Source organism: Allorhizobium pseudoryzae (genome assembly GCF_011046245.1).
Classification (GTDB): domain Bacteria; phylum Pseudomonadota; class Alphaproteobacteria; order Rhizobiales; family Rhizobiaceae; genus Neorhizobium; species Neorhizobium pseudoryzae.
In genome coordinates this window covers 2,812,590-2,829,536 of the sequence record NZ_CP049241.1, presented here as the reverse complement: position 1 = coordinate 2,829,536, position 16,947 = coordinate 2,812,590, and the positions used below count along the sequence as shown (strand labels likewise).

General features: G+C 64.4%; 12 protein-coding genes. 3 read left to right on the top strand and 9 right to left on the bottom strand.

Features of this window, described 5'->3' with window-relative positions; translation table 11 throughout:
- Positions 1–86: 86 nt before the first annotated feature.
- Positions 87–407 carry a 2Fe-2S iron-sulfur cluster-binding protein gene (locus tag G6N78_RS13625; RefSeq protein WP_165219277.1) on the bottom strand — a complete coding sequence of 107 codons (321 nt, stop codon included), beginning with the start codon at positions 405–407 and terminating at the stop codon, positions 87–89.
- A gap of 134 nt (positions 408–541) precedes the next feature.
- Complete coding sequence (locus tag G6N78_RS13620; RefSeq protein WP_165219275.1) at positions 542–910, bottom strand: Hpt domain-containing protein; 369 nt, start codon at positions 908–910, stop codon at positions 542–544.
- A gap of 455 nt (positions 911–1,365) precedes the next feature.
- Here G6N78_RS13620 and G6N78_RS13615 point away from each other — a divergent pair, with 455 nt between their 5' ends.
- The gene (locus G6N78_RS13615) at positions 1,366–8,460 is read left to right on the top strand and encodes an apolipoprotein A-IV repeat region-like domain-containing protein (protein WP_165219273.1); all 7,095 of its coding nucleotides are present in this window, start codon (positions 1,366–1,368) and stop codon (positions 8,458–8,460) included.
- Positions 8,461–8,738: 278 nt separating this feature from the next.
- Here the strand turns inward: G6N78_RS13615 and G6N78_RS13610 are convergent, their stop codons facing one another.
- Genes G6N78_RS13610 through G6N78_RS13595 form a run of 4 tightly spaced genes read right to left on the bottom strand, consistent with a single transcriptional unit; the run spans position 8,739 to position 12,766 of the window.
- The gene (locus G6N78_RS13610; protein ID WP_165219271.1) at positions 8,739–9,359 is read right to left on the bottom strand and encodes an ABC-type transport auxiliary lipoprotein family protein; all 621 of its coding nucleotides are present in this window, start codon (positions 9,357–9,359) and stop codon (positions 8,739–8,741) included.
- Positions 9,360–9,382: 23 nt separating this feature from the next.
- Positions 9,383–10,753 carry an MlaD family protein gene (locus G6N78_RS13605; protein ID WP_165219269.1) on the bottom strand — a complete coding sequence of 457 codons (1,371 nt, stop codon included), beginning with the start codon at positions 10,751–10,753 and terminating at the stop codon, positions 9,383–9,385.
- 5 nt (positions 10,754–10,758) lie between these two features.
- Positions 10,759–11,595: an ABC transporter ATP-binding protein gene (locus tag G6N78_RS13600; RefSeq protein WP_165219267.1), complete on the bottom strand. Its 837-nt coding sequence runs from the start codon at positions 11,593–11,595 to the stop codon at positions 10,759–10,761.
- Between the two features lie 7 nt (positions 11,596–11,602).
- Positions 11,603–12,766 (bottom strand): ABC transporter permease, encoded by a 1,164-nt coding sequence (locus G6N78_RS13595; protein WP_165219265.1) that lies wholly within the window; start codon positions 12,764–12,766, stop codon positions 11,603–11,605.
- 90 nt (positions 12,767–12,856) lie between these two features.
- On the opposite strand from G6N78_RS13595, the gene dgcA reads away from it, so the two are divergent.
- The gene (gene dgcA, locus G6N78_RS13590; RefSeq protein ID WP_165219263.1) at positions 12,857–13,837 is read left to right on the top strand and encodes an N-acetyl-D-Glu racemase DgcA; all 981 of its coding nucleotides are present in this window, start codon (positions 12,857–12,859) and stop codon (positions 13,835–13,837) included.
- Here dgcA and G6N78_RS13585 read toward each other — a convergent pair.
- On the bottom strand, positions 13,789–14,997 hold the full coding sequence (locus G6N78_RS13585; RefSeq protein WP_165219261.1) for an MFS transporter: 1,209 nt from the start codon (positions 14,995–14,997) through the stop codon (positions 13,789–13,791). The two genes, dgcA and G6N78_RS13585, sit on opposite strands and share 49 nt — an antisense overlap.
- Positions 14,998–15,177: 180 nt before the next feature.
- The gene (locus G6N78_RS13580) at positions 15,178–16,098 is read right to left on the bottom strand and encodes a LysR family transcriptional regulator (RefSeq protein ID WP_234905803.1); all 921 of its coding nucleotides are present in this window, start codon (positions 16,096–16,098) and stop codon (positions 15,178–15,180) included.
- A gap of 132 nt (positions 16,099–16,230) precedes the next feature.
- Here G6N78_RS13580 and G6N78_RS13575 point away from each other — a divergent pair, with 132 nt between their 5' ends.
- Complete coding sequence (locus tag G6N78_RS13575) at positions 16,231–16,695, top strand: cupin domain-containing protein (RefSeq protein WP_165219257.1); 465 nt, start codon at positions 16,231–16,233, stop codon at positions 16,693–16,695.
- A gap of 83 nt (positions 16,696–16,778) precedes the next feature.
- Here G6N78_RS13575 and G6N78_RS13570 read toward each other — a convergent pair whose 3' ends face one another.
- Positions 16,779–16,937 carry a hypothetical protein gene (locus G6N78_RS13570; RefSeq protein WP_165219255.1) on the bottom strand — a complete coding sequence of 53 codons (159 nt, stop codon included), beginning with the start codon at positions 16,935–16,937 and terminating at the stop codon, positions 16,779–16,781.
- Positions 16,938–16,947: the final 10 nt, after the last annotated feature.

Below are 16,947 nucleotides of genomic sequence, written 5' to 3'. Positions count from 1 at the left end.
CCCGCGCCTGCCGGCGATACGCCCACCTCGGCCTCGCTTGACGCTCTGATCAGCGTAGCGAGGCTCTTTTTTGTCTCTGAGCAGGATCAGCCCTGACGTTCCGGCACGTGCACGATCAGGCCGTCCAGCGCCGGCGTGATCTTGATCTGACAGGAGAGCCTCGAGGTCGGCCGCACATCGACGGCAAAATCCAGCATGTCCTCTTCCATCGGCTGCGGGCCGCCGACGGTGCCGGTCCAGGCATCATCCACATAGACATGACAGGTGGCACAGGCGCAGGCGCCGCCACATTCGGCATCGATGCCGGGAACGGAATTGCGCACCGCATTTTCCATGACCGTGGAACCTTGTTCGGCGTCGAGATCAAAGCGGGTGCCGTCGAAGGCAACGATGGTGAGCTTGGTCATGTCTTCTTCCTGAAACTGAACAAAAAGCGGCGTCCGTCTTCCGACAAATCGCCGCCTCAGTCAATCTATGCGGATGTCGCGGGTCCTGACCGGTAACGGCCTCATGCCGTGGCCACGTCCGGACATCGGCCAAGTCAGCGCATCAGCTTCAGAATGAAGTTTTCCGCCTCCAGCACCGCCACCGCAACGGCGGCACGCAGAGCGGCATCGCCGGGTCTGGCTTCCAGTTTCTCGGCGGCCTCCGCCACCATGAAGGCCCCGACGCCGTTCGCTGAGCTCTTCAGGCGATGCGCGCTCGCCGAAACCCCGGCATTGTCACGCTCGGCGATTTCGTGGAGAGCCGCACGCGCCTGGCGGGTGAAGAGGTTCAACACCTCGATCTCCAGGTCCTTGTCGCCCATGGTCTGCACCGCGAGATGCACCAGATCGACTGCACGGGTTTTGGGCAGAGGGCCACCGCGGACACTGTCAGGTGCCTCGAACGCAATATTGACCGCAGCCATGTCATCTTATCCCTTGTTGCACGCGAGCCCGATGCTCGCCGAGCCCCCCTGCCTATTCCGTTAAAATTCGGCACAAACGCGGCGGAATTTCTCCAGCCATGGTTAATTTTCGCTAAACGCCTCTAAATCCGATGGAATTGCCGCCAGCGTGGGTTTAATTTCTGTTAACAAGAAGCAAGCACCTCTGAGGTGCGAAGCCTCCGAATTGTGTCCCAAGGCTGAATGTGCCACTACAGTACGACTGTCACCAGTGCGGACATGCGGTCCGTGCTGCTGGAATGCGGGTGTAAGCCTTTATTACGACTGGTTTGTCATGAAGGACCTCCCCGAGTGGAATAACATCGGACGCAAAGCGGCTTGCCGCCTCCGTCCGGTACGACAGATTGTTGGTTCGCCCGCAGGCGGCATGGCGGAAACGACAATCGGTCGAGTAGTGTGTAACGAGGCGTATCCCTATGGCGAAGAAACCGCACAGCGAGTCGATCGATGAGACGGCGTTCCAGGCGTTGGAAGACGCGCTGAAGATCGATTTCAACGACGATCCGCAGCCACGGGCCACGCCGAAGGCACCCATGCCGAAAGCGCAGAAGACAACGTCGATTTCTCCTTCCCGCGAGGCCTCAGTGCAAGAGACGCCGGACCAGCGCAGCGCAGCCGCACAGCGACGGACACGTCCGCCCGAGGCAACCCAGCCGCCCCGCCCTCAGCCCACGGAAGCGGTCGCGCCGAAATCTCCGAGTTTCGAACCGGCCAATGACAGCGGCCGCCGTGCAACGACCGCCATCCTGCGCTCGCTCGAAAGCGGCTCCATGCGCTCGGCCCTGCGCAATGCCGGTATCATCTCCCTGCTCTGGACGATCGGCGGCCTCGGCTTTGCCCAGCTTCTTTATGGTGCCCAGCTGTGGAGCGTCTCCTCCATCGCCGAACTCGTTGCGATGCCGGGCGTCGTCGCGATCTTCATCGGCATCCTCGTGCCCGTCATGCTGTTCTTCGCCTTCGCCATCATGATGGCAAGAGCCCAGGACCTGCGCAATGCCGCCCGCTCCATGGCGGAAGTCGCCCTGCGGCTGGCCGAGCCGGAAGCGATCGCCACCGACCGCATCATGTCGGTCGGCCAGGCGGTCCGCCGCGAAGTCTCGGCCATGAACGAAGGCATCGAGCGCACGATTGCCCGCGCGACCGAACTGGAAACCCTCGTGCATTCGGAAGTCAGCGCGCTGGAGCGCAGCTATGCCGACAACGAGCTGCGGGTCCGCGGCCTCGTGCACGAACTCGGCTCCGAGCGGGATGCGATCGTCAATCATGCGGAGCGGATCCGCTCCTCGATCGTCGATGCGCATGACCAGTTGAAGGAAGACCTGTCGCTCGCCACCGAAGAGATTGCCGTTCGTCTGGCAACCTCGGGCGAGGCCTTCGCCTCGATGATCGAAACGCGCTCGGCGACGATCATGGAAAAGTCGAATGCCGCCGGCGAAGCTCTGGGCTCGCTGCTGTCGGCCAAGACCGATTCGCTGATCAAGGCATTGAATGCCTCCGGTTCCTCGCTTGCCGACGAGTTCGATACGCGCCTGGCACAGCTCGGCAGCACGCTTTCCAACCGCGGCGAAGAGATCCTCAAGAGTTTCGAGACACGCGCCTCGACGCTCGATGCCAGCACCGAGAAGCTCAACGCAGCGCTCTCCGATCGCACCCGCATGCTCAACGAGACGCTGCTCGCCCGCACCCGCGAGATCAACGAGACGCTGACAAGCGGCGAACGCACGATCGGCGGCACGCTCGGCACGGTCCTGACGAACCTCAACCGCTCTCTCGAGGAAAAGGGCGCAAGCTTCCGCCAGAGCCTGCAAAGTGCGGCGGACGACACGGTCATGGATCTCGACCTGCGCACCGGCATGTTCGAGGAACGACTGCAGGGAACGATCGGCCAGTTGAGCGCCACCTTCGACCGGGGGCTGGACGATTTCACCAGTGCCTTCGACAGCCGCGCCGGCACGCTCGGCTCCAAGCTGACCGAGAGCCTGAGCCGCATCAGCGCCACCGTCAACGGCGGCTCGGAGTCGATCGAGGGGATCCTCTCGACGAGCATCGAACGCCTCGGCTCCACATTCACCGACCATTCGCTGACGCTCGCCACGACCCTCGGCACCAGCCAGGAACTGCTGGAATCCGCAATGGAACGCAGCAGCAGCCAGATCGGCGAGGTTCTGGACAGCCGCACCCGCAAGCTGACGGCAGAACTGGAAGAGCGCAACCGCGCACTGAACGAGGGTCTCGAGACACGCAGCCGCACGCTCACCCAGGATTTCGACACCCGCTCGCGCGCCCTGATCGACGACCTCGACGACCGCAACATTCAGCTCGCCACCTCTCTCGCCGTCCAGTCGGCGACGCTGTCCGAAAATGTCGCGACCGCGCATGAGCGCATCGATGCCGTGATGAGCGAGCAGACGGCGGCCTTCACCAGCGCACTCGACCAGAGCCAGTCGCGGTTTGCCGAAACCGTCTCCAACCGATCCTCGGCCATCGTGGATGCCGTCACCGGCAGCCAGAAACAGTTTGCCGAGGTGCTCGACGCCAAGACTGCAGCCCTGGAAAATGCAGTGGTCGGCGCACCGGAGCGTCTCTCCAGCCTGCTCGATACGCGCATCGACAGCATGTCGGACATTCTGTCACGCGGACACGAGCGGATTGAAGGCGATCTTGGTCGTCGCATGAACGAACTCGGCGAAATCGTCGGCGGCGCCGGTGACCGCATCGCCGAGACCTTCGACGACCGCACCAAGGCGCTGACGACGACGCTCTCGGTCAACGAGGACCGCTTCACGGGCCTCATCGAGACGATGTCCGACACGCTCAGCCGCGGTCAGAAGCAGATCGAGGATGATCTCGGTCGCCGCGTCAACGAACTCGGCGAGATCGTCGGTGGCGCCGGCGAGCGCATCGCCGAGACGTTTGACGACCGGACCTTTGCCCTCACCACCACGCTGTCGGTGAACGAGGACCGTCTGTCGAACCTCATCGACACCCGCATCGAAACCATGTCCGAGACCCTCAGCCAGGGTCAGCAGCGCATCGAGACCGATCTCGGCCGCCGCATGAACGAACTCGGCGAAATCGTTGGTGGTGCCGGCGACCGTATCGCCGAAACCTTCGACGAACGGACCATGGCGCTGACCACCACGCTGTCGGTCAATGAGGACCGTCTGTCGAACCTCATCGACACCCGCATCGAGACCATGTCCGAGACCCTCAGCCAGGGTCAGCAGCGCATCGAGACCGATCTCGGCCGCCGCATGAACGAGTTGGGCGAGATCGTCGGTGGCGCAGGCGACCGTATCGCTGAGACCTTCGACGACCGGACCTTTGCCCTCACCACCACGCTGTCGGTCAACGAGGACCGTCTGTCGAACCTCATCGACACCCGCATCGAGACCATGTCCGAGACCCTCAGCCAGGGTCAGCAGCGCATCGAGACCGATCTCGGCCGCCGTATGAACGAACTCGGCGAGATCGTCGGTGGCGCCGGCGATCGCATCGCCGAAACCTTCGACGACCGGACCATGGCGCTGACCACCACGCTGTCGGTCAACGAGGACCGTCTGTCGAACCTCATCGACACCCGCATCGAAACCATGTCGGACACCCTCGCCAAGGGTCACGACCGGATCGAGGGTAATCTTGGCCGCCGGATCGACACCCTGGGCGAGATCGTCGGTGGTGCAAGCGACCGAATCGCCGAAACGCTGGACGACCGCGCACTCACGCTCTCGACGTCGCTCGCCATCGGCGAGGAACGTTTCGCATCGGCCCTGGACGACAAGGCAAGCTCGATCCTCTCGACCATCGATACCGCCGACAACCGGATCGCCGAGAGTTTTGCCGCCCGCGGCGAAGCGCTGCGCGAGACCTACGAGCAGAACCAGGCGCGCCTCGACCGCACGCTGTCCGAACGCCATGCGGAAATCGCGCGCACCCTCTCCTTCGGCAGCGAAGTCATCGATCGCAGCGTCGGCACGGCTGCCGGCCGGATTGAGACGGCCCTTTCCTCCGGCACGGAGCGTTTCGAGACCAGCCTCGGCGACGGCATTGCCCGCGTCGAAGGAATGCTTGGTGAGGGCGAGCAGAAGATGTCGCGCCTCGTCGCATCCGCCAACCAGCAGATGGGCGAAACGCTTGACCAGCGCCACGACCAGTTGCGCGCCACGCTCGACGAGCGGCGCCAGATGATTGCCGGCACGCTTTCCGACGCCAACGAACAGATCAACGACCTGCTCTTCGATCAGGCGACGAACATTGGAACGACGATCGCGACCAGCGCCGGAATGCTGGAAATGTCGCTCGAGACCCAGCAGGACAATCTGCGCGGGATCATCGACACGGCCGGTCAGGATCTCGACGCGCGTCTGCGCAACACCGCGGGCGATATTGCCGGCCGGTTGGGTGACGCTGCCCGCGAGATCTCCACCTCGGCGGATTCTTTCTCCAGCCGCGTCGAACAGACGGTCGGCGGCGTGTCCTCCACGCTGGACGAAACCGGCCGTCGCATCGAAGGCACGTTTGCCGGTCTGGAAGACCGCATGCGGGTTCAGGTCGAAGCCGTCAGCGGCGTCGTCGATACCGCCGGACGCACCCTGTCGGAACGCCTGGCCGAGCGTGCCAGCGAGCTGGAACGCATCAGCGCCACCAGCCTCGGTCGCCTGACGGAGACCGTGGAGCGTGGCACGTCCGATTTCGAGCGCATCACCGGCGAAGCGGGCGAGCGCATCACCGGCGCCTTCGACAGCGGAACCGCGCGTGTCGACGAACGCCTGACCACGATGGACAAGGCAATCACCATCGGCCTCGACAACGTCTCGCGCACCATCGAAGGCAAGGCGTCTTCGCTTGCCTCGTCGCTGCGCGACGCCGTGACGACCGCGGCCCGTGAACTCGACACCGAAGCCATGCGCTCGGCGGAAGAACTCTCCAGGCTGAGTGCCCAGTTCTCAACCGAGGTCGAAGCGCGCAACGCCGATTTCGCCCGCGCCTTGGAAGAGCGTTCGAGCGAGATTGCCGGCCGCATCGGCGAGACGCAGAACCGGCTGGCCGGCCAGGCCGCCGCCGTCGCCCAGGCCTTCTCCGAAGCCGGCAATTCGATCATGCACAAGGTGTCCGAGGCGGAAAACCTGGTGCGCCAGCAGGTTGGCAACATCACCGGCTCGCTGGACGAGGCCGGCCGCGAACTCGATGCCCGCGGCGAAGCCATCCGCACCTCGCTCGCCCAGACAGCAGATAACGTCAACGCGGCGCTGCAGTCGGTCGATCAGTCGCTCGCCGGCCACAGCGAAACGCTGCGCTCGTCGCTCTCCCAGACGGCCGGCGAAATCAACGCCGCCATGGCTGCCGTCGACAAGGCCCTCGAAGCCCGCGGCGAAGCGATCCGCGCCAGCCTCGACAACCGCTCGCGTGACCTCAACTCCATGCTCGCCTCGCGCTCGGCCGAACTGTCGCGCCTCATCGACGAAAAGGCGAAGCCGCTCGTCGATCAGTATGCCGAAACCGGGCGCAGCGCAGCCGAACGCCTGGCATCGGCTGCCGGCGAAAGCACCGAACGTCTCGTGGCGGCGGCCCAGCTCAATGCCCAGCGCCTGCGCCAGGAAAACGGTGCCTTGGTGGAGGCGATCACCGCCCGGACCAACGAAACGCTCTCGGCCATCGGCGAGCGGACGCAGCAGGCAGCCGGTGCGCTCCGCAAAGTCGAGCAGGGTCTGGCGGCCAACGTCAACGACCTCATCACCCGCCTGGAAAACAGCAATACGGGCATCGCAGCTTTGGTGGAAACCGCCGCCCGCGAAATCGGCGTCACCATCGACCGCGCGACGGAACAACTCTCCGCCGCCGATCAGAAGCTCGACGCGACGGCCAGCCGCTTCAGCGAGAAGACCAGCCAGGCGGCCGACATGGTCTCTAGCTCCAGCCGTCTCCTCGAAAACAACGTCGATCGGCTGTCGCACATTTCCGGCCAGACGCTGACCCAGGTCGGCGGCATTGTCGGCCGTTTCGACGAATACACCCGCGTGCTCGACCAGGCGGCGGAACTTCTGGGCGCCGCCCAGTCCAACCTCGCCAGCACGCTCAGCGAACGGCAGGATGCGCTGCGCTCCCTCTCCGTCGGCCTCGTCAAGCGGTCGGAAGAGATCGAAGCCAACATGCGCAACCTCTCCACCGTCGTGGATGGCGCCTTCCGCCAGACGGAAGAGCGGACGATGGAAGTCGGCCAGCGCCTGCGTGCCGACCTCCAGGGGTCGCTGGCCGAAATCGGCCGTGGCCTGAGCGATACGGAACAGCGCGCCGCCAAGACCGCCGAAGGCATGCGGGCCGCCCTGATGGGCGCCGGCGAAGACGCAACCCAGTCGATCGAAAACACCCTCGCCTCGGCCGAAAAGCGCTCCCGCCAGCTCGCCGAGCAGATCCGCTCCGGTGTTGCCGGTTCGCTCACCGATGTGGACCGCCTGCTTTCGGATGCCGCCGGCAAATCCGATCTCGCCGCGGCGCAGCTGCGCGACACCCTGCAGCAGGCCGTCGAAGACGCCATTTCCCGCTTCTCCGGTGCGACGGACGAGATCCGCCGCTCGGCCGGCGACATCCGCCGCGAGTTGGACGAAACCCGCCAGGAACTGAAGCGCGGTGCCTTCGATCTTCCGGAAGAGGCGAAGGAAAGTGCGGCCGCCATGCGCCGTGCCGTCTCCGAACAGATCAAGGCGCTGCAGGATATTTCGGCGCTCGTCGGCAAGTCGGCCCAGACGCTGGAAGTCTCGCAGCCCGCCCCGGCCCGTCAGGCTCCGCAGCCGGCCGCTCCGCAGGTCGCCCGCCAGCCGGCACCTCAGCCCGCGCCGCAGCCTGTGGCCCAGCAGCCGGCGCCCGTGCGCCAGCAGGCAGCACCGGCAGCGCAATACGCGGCACCACCGCGGGCGCCCGTCGCGCCGCCGCAGCCCGCACCGCGCACAGATCTCGCCGACAACGGCCTGCGCGGCAGCCTGCCGCCGGAGCGCACCGTCTCGGTTACCCCCCGCCAGCCGGAAGCCCCGCGTTCGGAAACCGGCGGCTGGATCAGCGACCTGCTGCGTGCCGCCTCGCGCGAAGAACAGGCAGAGGCGCAGCCCCGCCAGCCAGCCCCGCGTGCCGCCGAACCGCAGCCGCGCGCCGGTGACCAGCGCAATCCGCGTCACATGGTGGAATCGCTGAATTCGCTCTCCGTCGATATCGCCCGCGCCATCGATCACGATGCCTCGGTCGAGCTCTGGCGCCGTTACCAGCGCGGCGAGCGCGACGTCTTCACCCGTCGCCTCTACACGCTGAAGGGCCAGCAGACCTTCGACGAAATCCAGCGCAAGTACCAGCGCGAGCCGGAATTCCGCACCGCCGTCGATCGTTATATCGCCGATTTCGAAAAGCTGCTGGCCGACGTCGCCCGCACCGACCGTGACCGTAGCGTGACGCAAAGCTACCTCACCTCGGACACCGGCAAGGTCTACACCATGCTGGCCCACGCCTCCGGCCGCTTCAACTGAGCCGCTGACGGGTAAACCACTTGATCTTGCGACGGCCGCCCTCAACGGGCGGCCGTTTGCGTTTGGGGGCAACGTTTTTTTTTGCAGTCCCTCCAGCAGAGCGGTAGGGCAGAAAGTCGCGGCAGCGGGATGAGGGGTGACTGGAAGCCCTGACCGAGACTTTGGGCCACCTCAAGAGCAGCAGGGAGCAATCCCCGGCACCCGCGAGCTTCTGAACGCAAAAAGGCCGGGAACGAAATCCCGGCCTCGCAAATGTCAGCTCTCAGAAGCGCTCCGCCTCAGAGCGATTTCAGCGTCCAATCCACGATCTCGGCGCCGACCTTCGCAAAGGCCGTGTTGATCGCCGCCACGAACTGTGCGTTCTCCGATCCGCGCACCGGCACGCTCGCCTGGAACACCTTTTGCGCCCGAACACTGCCATTGCGATCGTTGAGGATTTTGGCCGAAATCTCGACGCGGGCGACATCGGCGCCGCTGGTATCGATCTCGAAGGCGCGGATATCGGTGACGACCTGATAGTCGATCGCGAGCCCCTGCCCCGGCTGGCCGACGCCGCCGAGCTTGCCGGTGTTTTCGAACGCCTCCACGAGCTTTGACTGCACCATGCGCGGCAGGCTGTCGCCCCACTGCGAGTTTGCGAGATACTGGATCTCCGACGGCGAGACGCGCACCAGCACCTGCGAACTGTCGAGCGATTTCAGCGCGGTCGGCACCGGCACCAGGATCTGCCGGTTACGGGCGGAAGGTCCATCCGCCATGGGCGAGACGGAGAGATCGAAGGTGTCGTTGTTGGCCTTGGTGCCGCAGCCGGCAAGCAGTGCTGCGGTCAGCGGCAGCACGATGAGGATCCGCGGGATCGAACGGCTCTCGACATTGCTTGCCACGGTCTTCTCCCTCATGGTCGTTGTTCTACCCTTCGTCATCAGCGCCGCGTCCTGCCGTCATATTCCTTGACGGTCTCGCCGCCAAAGATCAAGCGCTGCGGGTTCTGGTCGAAATTGGTGATGGTGCGGTTGAGATTGTCCACCGCCTGGCGCGTATCGGTGATCAGCGACTGCACGTCGCGCAGGCCGGTGCCGGAGAAGCGGGTCAGATTGTCGGCAATCGGACCGATACGGGTGTTCAGGTTGTCGGCGGTGGCGCGGATCGATTCGAGCGTCTTCTGCGCCTCTGCGAACAGGCCCTGGTCGTCCGCACCGCTCACCATGCCATCGACCTTGGCGAGAATGCCGTCGACGCGGTTCGAGGCCTGGTTCAGCTTCTCCGCCAATTCGGTGAAGTTTTCGATCGCCCGGTTGATCTCGTCGCGTTTGCCGGCAACCCCATCCACGACATCGCGTGCCGAGGCAATCGCGCCTCGCGCATCGGCAGAGGCTGCGGTGATATCCGACACGGCGCGGTTCACCTGATCGGGATCGACGGCGGCCAATAGGCTGTCGGCGCGCTTCAGCACCACCTGCGCATCGGCACTCGCCTGGTTGAAGCCCGAGGCTGCATCTCGCACCTCGGTCATGATATCGCCCAGCTGTCCCGTCGCATTGGCCACGTCGCCGGAAACCTTTTCGGCGTTGGCGAGGATGTTGTTCACCTTCTGCGCATCGACGGCGCGGACCAGGCTATCGACGGCACTCAGCGTCGAATCAAGACGCTCGGAGACCGTATTGAAGGTGCCGGACAGCGACGACAGGCTCTGCAGGAATTCGTCGATTGCGCCGGAATTCTCGCTGAGCGCTGCGGTGAAGGTTTCCGCATGGCGGATTGTCTGCGTCAGCGGACCACGCGCGTCAGTGACAAAGCCCTGGATCTGGCCGATCGCGTCATCGGCACGCTGCAAAATCTTGTCGGCGGTGGCGAGAAGGTTCGTCACGCTCGATTGATCGGCGATCAGCACCGCCGGGCGTCCGGTCTCCTCCGCCTTCTTCAGCAGGTTTTCCTCGCCCGTATTGCCGCCGGAGAGTTCGATATAGGCCGCGCCGGTCAGGCCCTGCACTTCTAGAACCGCCTTGGTGGACGGATAAACGGGCGCCGTCGTCTGCACCTCGGTAAAGGCGATCGAATAGCGCGGATCATCCGGATCGATGCGCAGGTTGCGCACGGTCCCCACCGCAATGCCGTTGAAGCGGACGGCGGAGCCCACCGAAAGACCGTTGGCCGAGCCTGGAATGCGGATCGCGAGTTCAGCGGTCGGTCCGCCGCGGCCATACTGGGCCATCCAGTAGACGAAGCCGAAGGCGGCAAGAACGACCAGCAGCGTGAAGAAGCCGACAAGGGCGTAATTGGCTTTAGTTTCCATGGCTCTTACTTTCCTGGCGCCGCGCTGTGGGACGCGTCGTCGTTTACGATTGACCGGGCCCGCTTACCCCGGAAATAGGATTGAACCCAGGCATCGTCGCAGGCGAGCATGTCATCCAGCGTGCCCTCGACCAGAACCCGCTTCTCGCCCAGAACCGCAATCCGGTCGCAGACGGAAAACAGGCTGTCGAGGTCGTGCGTCACCATATAGACGGTCAGGCCCAGCGTGTCGCGCAGCCTTGCGATCAATTGATCGAATTCGGCGGCACCGATCGGGTCGAGACCCGAGGTCGGCTCGTCGAGGAAGACGAGGTCGGGGTCGAGCGCCAAGGCCCGGGCCAGCGCTGCGCGCTTGATCATGCCGCCGGAGAGTTCGGACGGGTATTTGTCCGCCGCATCCGCGGCCAAGCCCACCATCTCGATCTTGAGATAAGCGAGTTCATCCATCAGCGACTGCGGCAGGTCGAGATATTCCCGCATCGGCACCTGGATGTTCTCCTTCACCGTCAGCGAGGAAAACAGCGCGCCGTGCTGGAAGAGTACGCCCATGCGCATGTCGAGCGACATGCGGGCCTGGCTGTCGGCGTTCTCGTAATCGATGCCGAGAATGCGGATCGAGCCGGAGCGGTGCGGCACCAGCCGAAGCACGGTGCGCATCAGGACCGACTTGCCGGTGCCAGAGGCTCCGACGAAACCGAGGATCTCGCCGCGATAGACATCGAGGTCGAGATGGTCGAGCACGGTCTTCGAGCCGAACGCCACCGTCAGATCGCGCACGGACAAAACCACCCGGTCATCGTCCGGGTGCGTTGTCTCGGCTGTATCGGTCTCCAGAACGGCCATGAGGCTCCTAAAAATCAATCGCGGAATAGAAGATCGCGAAAAGCGCATCCATCAGGATGACGACGAAAATGGATTTCACCACGGATGAGGTGACGTGCTGCCCGAGCGATTCGGCGCTGCCGCCCACCTTCATGCCTTCGACAGCAGAAACAATGCCGATGGCAAGGGCCATGAACGGCGCCTTGATCATGCCCGCGGCGACGGAGGAGTAATCCACCGCCTCGTGCAGGCGCGAGACGAAGGTTTCGAACGTAATGCCGGAATAGGCCCAGGCCACGATCGCGGCACCATAAAGCGCTGCAAAATTGGCGATGATCGTCAGAAGCGGCAAGGCGATCGTCAGCGCCACCAGCCGCGGAAACACCAGCACGCCGACCGGGTTGAGGCCGATCACCGTCAGCGCGTCGATCTCCTCGCGCATCTTCATCGAGCCGATTTCCGCCGTGATGGCACTGCCGGAACGGCCGGCGATCATGATCGCGGTCAGCAGCACCCCGATTTCGCGCAATTGCAGAATGCCGACGAGATCGACGACGAACAGCTCGGCACCGAAATAGCGCAGCTGGAAGGCGCCCTGCTGGGCAATGATCGCGCCGATCAGGAAGGACATGAGAACGATGATCGGCACGGCGCGCACGCCCATGCGGTCGATATGGGTGACGACGGAGGCCGCCGACACACCGGAGCCGCGGCCGAGCTTCACCTGCGCACCGGCCACCGCCGAACCCAGAATATGCATGCCGGCCACCGCATCGTCGGCGAGGCTCGCAATCACCTTGCCCGGCGGCTCGAAAATCTTCTGAAACAGGGACCGATCATCCTGGGGCTCGGGCGGACCTTTCGGTTCGTGCTGCGGCAGAGCATCGATGAGTTCGGACAGCGTCTCGGTGGCACCGGTCAGTTCCACGTCACGACCGGCCGCCTGCTGGCGCAGAATCATCCGGCGAATCAGCCAGGCACCGGAGGTATCGACGAGGCCGATGCCCGACGCGTCCACCACCAGCCGACCGTCACCGTGGCTTTTCTCCAGCCGGGTGACATCGGATACGACAGCACCAATGCCACGATTGCGCCAGTCGCCGGAGAGCACAACACGTTCCGCGCCATCGGCAGCCGTTGCCATCTCGATTGTCGCGGGCCGTTCATCGGCCGCCTTACGCTTAGCACTCATGTCATGTCCGAACACACGGTTGAACCTTCCGGTCAGACCGGCAATATAAACACCCACTGCCGAATTGCCATGCGCCGCCCAAGGATTTCCATGCCCCGTCACCTCAAAGTCACAACAGAAATCTTCCCCATCGCCGGCGTTTTCACCATTTCGCGCGGCGCGAAGACCGAAGCCCGCGTGGTGAGCTGCACGATCGAGGAGAACGGTTGCGTCGGTCGCGGCGAATGCGTGCCCTATGCCCGCTATGGCGAAACGATCGAGGGGGTGACCGAAGCGATCCTCGCCGTTTCGCAGCGGATCGAAGGCGGGCTTGACCGGGCATCCCTGCAGCAGGTCCTGCCGCCGGGCGCTGCCCGCAACGCGGTGGATTGCGCGCTCTGGGATCTCGAGGCGAAGCTGAGCGGCCAGAGGGTTGCCGCACGGATTGCGCCGCATGCCGCGCCGCTCGTCACCGCCTATACGATCTCGCTTGCCACCCCGGACGTGATGGCTGAGCACGCTGCAGCGAATGCCCATCGCCCGCTCCTGAAGGTCAAGGTCGGCACGGCAGACGACAGCGCCCATATCCGCGCGGTCCGGGCCGCGGCGCCGCAGGCGGCCATCATCCTTGATGCCAACGAAGGCTGGACGGATGAAACGATCGAACAGCATCTGGCGGTGGCGGCAGAGGCCGGCATTGCGCTCATCGAACAGCCGCTTCCCGCCGGGAAGGATGCGATCCTGGCCCGTATCCGCCGGCCCGTCCCCGTCTGCGCCGACGAGAGCGTGCACGCGACCGGCGATCTGAAAAACCTTCGGGACCGCTACGACGCCGTCAACATCAAGCTCGACAAGACCGGTGGGCTTACCGAGGCGCTTGCTATGAAGAGAGAGGCCGAGCGGCTCGGCTTTTCGGTAATGGTCGGCTGCATGCTGGCGAGTTCGCTTGCCATGGCACCGGCGGTGCTTCTGGCGCAAGGCGCGGCCTTTGCCGATCTCGACGGACCGCTGCTGTTGAAGACCGACCGGGATCCGGCGCTGCGTTATGACGGATCGCTGGTCTTCCCGCCGGAACCCGCCCTCTGGGGCTGAGGGCGCGTCGTCACCCAGCAGATCACAAGCCCGATGCCGGCCACCAGCGACATCGCATAATAGCTGTCCTGGCCGAAGTGGCGGTAGAGAACGCCGGAGACGAAGGTGGAGACCGCCAAAAACAGCCCGCTGTAGAAGAAATAGGTGCCCTGCACCGAGGATTCGCGGCTTTCATGCACCCGCTCGACGATCTTCTGCTGCATGCCGAAATGCAGGAACGCGAAGGTGAAGGCGTGGCTGCACTGCAAAAGCAGCGCCGGAAGAAAATCGAGCGGCTGAACGAACAAGGCCCAGCGGATGACGGCCATTCCACCGCCGAACAGCATCAGCGAGAGCGCGGAAAACCGTTTGGCGATGACGCTCGACAGAAAGAAGAACAGGATTTCCGCCACCACGCCCGCCGACCACAAAAGGCCGATCTGCGAGCCGCTGAAGCCCAGCGCCTGCCAGTGGATGCCGGAAAACCCGTAATACATGCCGTGGGTGGATTGCACCAGCGTGCAGCCGATCATCAGCGGCAGCAGCCCGCCGGTCGCGGAGCCTGAGGGGATCAGCGCCCCGCCGGCATTCGCCCTTGTGCTCACCGCCCGCCCGAGGCGCGGCACGATGAGGGCTGCGCCGAGCGTGAAGAGAAAGGCGATCGCCGCCGCCACGGGAACGATCGTGCCGGACAGGCGCGAGACGGCTTCACCGGCGATCAGCGTCGTGACGACAAAGCCGATGGAGCCCCAGACGCGGATCGAACCATAGCGGAGACCCCAGCGGCGGACCCCCATCACGGTGATCGATTCCAGCACCGGCGTAAACGGCGCAAAGGCCGCCCCCTGCAGCGCAAACAGCACCAGCACCGGCCAGAAGCCCTCGACCTTGGTGAGCGCAAGCGCGGTTGCAATGGAGAGACCCGCGGAAAACAGCAGCACCCGCGCCCGCTCCGCCATCCGGTCCGCCAGAAATCCGAACAAGGGTCCCGCGAGGATACGCAGGAGGATCGGCAAGGAGAGGATCACCCCGATCTCGACATCGTCGAAGGTGAGCGATTTCAGCCAGACCGGAAAGAAGGGCAAAAGAATGCCATTCACGCCGAGCGCAGCCGCATAGGCGAGCGAACAGCGCAGCGCAAACCAGGCAGGAACCGGCGGGGAAGAGGAAGGCTGGGCCACGAGGGCTCCGGAATCAGATGACGGATGCGAAGGAGGGGGTTCTCATACACGCAAACCGCGCGGCTGGCCATGGTGGGGAGCGGACGGTAGGGGCGCGGTGCAGCCTGCGCGATCCCGCATGACACGCCGGCCATCTTTCATTCCGGCGCACCCAAGCTCTTTATCCACGCCACCCGGCTGTCAGGCGGGGCTCGAGTCTTTCACGGTCGGCGCGCGCCCAACCGCCCCCGAAAGATCGGGATCACGACGGAATTCATCTGCCAGATAGGAGACGAACGACTTCACCTTGGCAGCGATCAGCCGGTTGTCGGGATAGACGGCGTGAAGTGGCACTTCGGCGACGTGCCAATCGGCCAGAATCCGGACGAGCCGCCCTGCCCTGATATGAGAGCCCACCACGAACGTCGGCAACAACGTGATGCCCAGCCCGCAGAGCGCCGCCTCGCACAGATTGCGCCCGTCATTCACTTCGAAGCTTGGCGTGATCTGCACGCGCCGAAGGTCTTCGCCCTGCCGCATCTCCCAGTTCCGGCCCCATCGGAGACCCGAAAAGTGCAGACAGCGGTGATCCGCCAGATCCTCCGGATGCTCGGGGCCGGCATGGCGAGACAGGTAATCGGGAGACGCGCAGATCACCACGGCAGACTCGCCCAGTTTCCGCGTGATCAAGGTCTCGTCGATCCGGAGCGTCCCGCGCACCGCGAGATCGAACTTCCGCTCGATCAGGTTCACGGCAGAATTCGACAATTCCAGCTCGATCTCGATCTCGGGATGATCCGCCAGGAACCGGGCGATCATCGGCGTCAGATGGCTCGATCCGAGGTCGGGCGGCGCCGAAATCCTCAACCTGCCGACGGGGGCCGCCTGATGATGCATCGCGGCGCGCTCGGCCTCCTGCACCATGGCCGTGACATTCCTCAGCCTGTCGTGGAAGGCGGCCCCAGCTTCGGTCAGGCTGAGATGTCTGGTCGATCTGTGCAGCAGGCGAACGCCAAGACGACGCTCAAGTTGATCCACCTGCGCACTGACGGTAGGGCGCGACATCGCGAGTATCTCTGCCGCCTTAGTGAAGCTCAGATGCTCGGCAACCGCCAGGAACACGGCAAGACCATTCAGTGGATCGGAGGTCTTCATTCGTCAAGGGATCCGAACAGTGTGGGCAGATGCGTGAGATTATCATCCGTCGTCTCTCCCCGTAAATGATCTCCATTCAATCCAACTGGAGAAACACACATGACAACCTTCAAGACACCCATCATCTCCCAGCTTGGTGACGGGCGGATCGCCCTCGGCTTCGGACCGCACCTGATCCGCATGTCTGCCGATGAGACCGCTGACCGCTTCGGTCTCTTCGAAGCCGATATCCCGGCCGGCGAAGGCCCGCCGCTGCACGTTCACGAACGCGAGGAAGAGTTCTTCCGCGTCCTGTCGGGCCGTTTCCTGTTCATCTGCGGCGACAGCCGGACGGAAGTTGGCGAGGGTGGTTGCGTTCTTCTGCCGCGCGGCGTTCCGCACCGGTTCCAGAACATCGGTACCGGCATGGGCCGACTGATGGTCATCGTGACACCCGGCGGCTTCGAGGGCTTTTTCCAGGCCGTCGCGGAGGCTTGCCCCGCAGGTCCCGCGGGGCTTGAAGCCGTGTCCGCCCGCTTCGGCCTCCGCTTCGTGGATAACGGCGCTGAAGCCCAGGCCGCGTGACCACTACCTTGCCCCGCCATCGAGGCGGGGCATCCGTCACGGGACCGCACAGAGCACGAACGGTCAGGTGAGCGGGAGCCTCCTCACGCCGCCTGTACTTTACCCACTGACGTGCTCGGTGCCGGAAGCGCCATGATTTCGGCGCACTGGCCGATCTTCTGCCAGGAAATGAGTTCGAAGGTACCGTTCATGTGCTCGGCAATCGCCGCGTCATAGGCCCGGTCGCCGAGGCTGGCGAGCAACCGGCCGCAG

Excerpts from the sequence above, each read along its gene's own strand:
- G6N78_RS13610 (WP_165219271.1), bottom strand. The coding sequence starts at position 9,359 with ATGAGGGAGAAGACCGTGGCAAGCAATGTCGAGAGCCGTTCGATCCCG.
- G6N78_RS13575 (WP_165219257.1), top strand. The coding sequence starts at position 16,231 with ATGACAACCTTCAAGACACCCATCATCTCCCAGCTTGGTGACGGGCGG.
- G6N78_RS13615 (WP_165219273.1), top strand. The coding sequence starts at position 1,366 with ATGGCGAAGAAACCGCACAGCGAGTCGATCGATGAGACGGCGTTCCAG.
- G6N78_RS13595 (WP_165219265.1), bottom strand. The coding sequence starts at position 12,766 with ATGAGTGCTAAGCGTAAGGCGGCCGATGAACGGCCCGCGACAATCGAG.
- G6N78_RS13620 (WP_165219275.1), bottom strand. The coding sequence starts at position 910 with ATGGCTGCGGTCAATATTGCGTTCGAGGCACCTGACAGTGTCCGCGGT.
- dgcA (WP_165219263.1), top strand. The coding sequence starts at position 12,857 with ATGCCCCGTCACCTCAAAGTCACAACAGAAATCTTCCCCATCGCCGGC.
- G6N78_RS13600 (WP_165219267.1), bottom strand. The coding sequence starts at position 11,595 with ATGGCCGTTCTGGAGACCGATACAGCCGAGACAACGCACCCGGACGAT.
- G6N78_RS13625 (WP_165219277.1), bottom strand. The coding sequence starts at position 407 with ATGACCAAGCTCACCATCGTTGCCTTCGACGGCACCCGCTTTGATCTC.
- G6N78_RS13605 (WP_165219269.1), bottom strand. The coding sequence starts at position 10,753 with ATGGAAACTAAAGCCAATTACGCCCTTGTCGGCTTCTTCACGCTGCTG.